This window comes from Bacillus sp. 05T31, assembly GCF_056396725.1.
Genome location: NZ_JBFTMA010000517.1, coordinates 1 through 3,216 on the forward strand (window position 1 = coordinate 1; position 3,216 = coordinate 3,216).

General features: G+C 33.9%; 5 protein-coding genes. 4 read left to right on the top strand and 1 reads right to left on the bottom strand.

The genetic code is table 11. The features are described 5' to 3' along the window. The 3 genes from AC1DJR_RS23310 to AC1DJR_RS23320 form a co-directional block, all read left to right on the top strand. Positions 1-646 (top strand): transglutaminase domain-containing protein (locus AC1DJR_RS23310; RefSeq protein WP_477003612.1); only part of this gene is annotated, 646 nt, incomplete at its 5' end. Between the two features lie 108 nt (positions 647-754). After that, positions 755-955 (top strand): DUF4083 domain-containing protein, encoded by a 201-nt coding sequence (locus AC1DJR_RS23315; RefSeq protein ID WP_002141377.1) that lies wholly within the window; start codon positions 755-757, stop codon positions 953-955. A 27-nt stretch (positions 956-982) separates the two neighbouring features. Beyond that, entirely contained in the window at positions 983-1,444 is a 462-nt protein-coding gene (locus tag AC1DJR_RS23320; RefSeq protein ID WP_002130989.1) for an NUDIX hydrolase, read from the top strand. A gap of 44 nt (positions 1,445-1,488) precedes the next feature. Here AC1DJR_RS23320 and nadE read toward each other — a convergent pair whose 3' ends face one another. After that, the gene (nadE, locus tag AC1DJR_RS23325; RefSeq protein WP_429688168.1) at positions 1,489-2,307 is read right to left on the bottom strand and encodes an ammonia-dependent NAD(+) synthetase; all 819 of its coding nucleotides are present in this window, start codon (positions 2,305-2,307) and stop codon (positions 1,489-1,491) included. 270 nt (positions 2,308-2,577) lie between these two features. Here nadE and AC1DJR_RS23330 point away from each other — a divergent pair. Further along, positions 2,578-3,216, top strand: a 639-nt coding sequence (locus AC1DJR_RS23330; protein ID WP_477003613.1) for an FtsX-like permease family protein, incomplete at its 3' end; no start/stop codon positions are given.

Here is a 3,216-nt window from a genome sequence, read left to right on the forward strand (position 1 = left end):
AGCATATACAGCGTATGAAGCGTTAGCGAATCGTTCTGCCGTTTGCCAAGGATATACATTGTTAACATATCAATTACTAAAAGAAGCAGGTATTCAAAATCATATTGTAACAGGTACAGGGAATGGACAAGCTCACGCATGGAATTTAGTGAACATTGATAACAAGTGGTACCACCTTGATACTACATTCGATGATCCAGTTCCTGATAAAGCTGGGCGCGTAACATATTCATATTTTAATATATCTGATGAACAATTAAGCAAAGACCATGAATGGGATCGTAGTGAATATCCAGCGGCAACTACAAGCTACTTCAACGAATTAACAAGCAAAATAAAAGCCGGTAGTTCAAAAACTGCTGTATATGAACAAATGTTAAAAGAAACAAATTTAAAGTATTTATCTGCACAATACGGAGCGGAAAATTACAATGAGTTTAAGAAAAAATTACAGCAACAATTTGCTTCCAAGCCAGAAAAAGTAGAAGTACGATATAAGCAGTCAATGGATGGAACGATGCAAGATATAAAGAAAGTAYTARATGAAATARCTTGGCCAAAAGGTGCAAAGCGTGTATCTTATCAAGTTGCGCCATATAGTGCAATGRCAGGTTATTCATTAGCGACAATTACATTTACGTATTAATGAAAAAGAGCATCTTTAAAAGGTGCTCTTTTTGCGTTTGATTATAATTCTAGTGACTATTTAGAATTATGTGATAAAATAATTGAAAATAGAGGATGTGATAGCTGAATGAATTTGTTCGAAAATAATATATTTGCATTGATATATTTTTGTCTAGTAATCGGACTTATCGTTTTGTTTTTTGTGTCATTTACTCTGTTCATTAAAAGATTATTGCAAAACAACACTATGAAAAAACAACATGTGATTAATATGAATCAGAAGTTAGATCGGATTATTGAATTGCTTGAAAAAGATAAAAAAGAATAATGGAAGATGGATAAAAAGGAGAAGCAGATGGCGAATTATATAAAGGAATTACGTGAAAAAATAGGGCATGATTATGTTATTTTGAATTTTGCAGGAGGTTGTGTATTTAATGAATTTGGTGAAGTGCTTCTGCAAAAAAGAGGAGACTTTAATGCTTGGGGATTTCCAGGCGGTGCAATGGAAATCGGGGAATCTGCGGCAGAAACTGCGATTCGAGAAATAAAAGAAGAAACAGGATATGATGTGGAAATTGATGAGCTCATTGGTGTGTATACGAAATATTTTCAAGCATATCCGAATGGAGATCAGGCACAGGCAATTGTAATATTYTTTAAGTTTTCAATCGTTGGAGGGAATACAAAAATAGACGGTGATGAAACGTTAGATTTGCAGTTTTTCCCTTTAGACAAAATGCCGCCATTGTTTAATAAACAACATGAAGATTGCTTACAGGATTTATTAGAGAAAAGAGTAGGGGTATATCGTTAACGTATAAAAAAGAAGCTAAATGAGATTAGCTTCTTTTTTATGTTCTATTTCCACCAATCATCAAACATTGACGCTGGTACTTGTCTTTTATGTTCACTCACTTTATAACGCTTCTCGATCTTTTCAGCAATGTCAGCTGGAACGGATTTACCTTCTAAATAGTCATCTAATTGATCGTAAGTAATGCCTAGCTCTGTTTCATCAGCTTGACCTGGTTTTTCATCTAATAAATCAGCTGTTGGCATTTTTAAGTAAAGTCGCTCGTCTGCACCTAATTCTTGTAATAAATCACGTCCTTGGCGTTTCGTTAATCCCGTTAATGGTAATAAATCTGCACCGCCATCTCCGAATTTTGTGAAGAAACCTGTTACAGCTTCAGCAGCATGATCAGTTCCGATAACGAGTAGCCCTTGTTGTCCGCCGATTGCGTATTGTGTAACCATGCGAATGCGTGCTTTTACGTTTCCTTTATTGAAATCTGTTAATGATTCACCTAATAAGTTTTCGTATTGATTTGAGAAGGCATCAACTGTTGAAGCGATATCAAAAGCAACAGACTGATCAGCTTGAATAAATTGTAATGCTAATTGTGCATCATCTTCATCTTTTTGTACTTTGTATGGAAGACGTACGGAGATAAACGTTGCGTTACCACCTTCATTACGAACTTCTTCGACTGCAAGCTGTGCTAAACGTCCTGCCAGTGTAGAGTCTTGTCCGCCGCTAATTCCAAGTACAAATCCTTTTGCACCTGTAGTTTTTAAATAAGCTTTTAAGAAATCAATTCGTTTACGAATTTCTACTTTCGGATCAATTACAGGCTGAACATGTAATGCTTTCATAATTTGTTCTTGTAATGTCATTATGTTTTCCTCCTATTCATATTAAAGCGGTAAATAAGTTTATATGTATATTGGTACATACTTCTATCCTTTATTATTTCGCAAAACTAACGAATATACAATAGGATGCGTGTATGAATATGAATGTAGTCATTATAATGAAACTGTTTTATATAAGCAATTGTTTAAAACCTTTCAATAATGTAAGGTTTTTGTCATTTGAATCGATGGAAGGTATTTCCGAACTTTACTAATATAAAAGTATAGTTAGTAGAAGGGCGGAGAAGTAGTATGAACATTAGAGAACTCGCATTTCGAAATGTAACGCGAAATAGACGAACATACTCAGCTTATTTTTTGAGTAGTGCATTTGCAATTATGGCCTTTTTTGTGTATTCATTTTTTGCGTTTCATCCGGCATTAAGTGCTGGAGAATTAGGACAGTACGTATTCGTAAGTATGTCTTTTGCGCAGTCTATTATTTACTTATTTACATTCTTCTTTATTTTATATTCAATGGGAATGTTTTTAAAAACGAGAAAGCGTGAACTAGGAATTTTAATGATGTTAGGTATGACGAAATATCAATTAAAGCGTCTTATCTTCTTTGAAAATATAATGATTGGAATAGGGGCAATAATTTTTGGGATTCTTTCAGGTATGTTGTTTTCAGGAATATTAATATTTGTAGCTCCGATGATATTAAAACTAGATATCTCTTTATCCTATTACATACCGATGAAAGCGATTGTTGTAACGAGTATTATGTTTTTCGTATTATTTATGATCATTTCATTGTTTAGTGCAGGAATGGTTCGTAAAAATAAAATTATGAAATTGTTTAGAGGATCAGCAGAGGCGAAGCCAGAACCGAAGGCATCTATAATTTCTTCTATATTAGCAGTAGTATTGCTTAGTGCTGGTTATGCA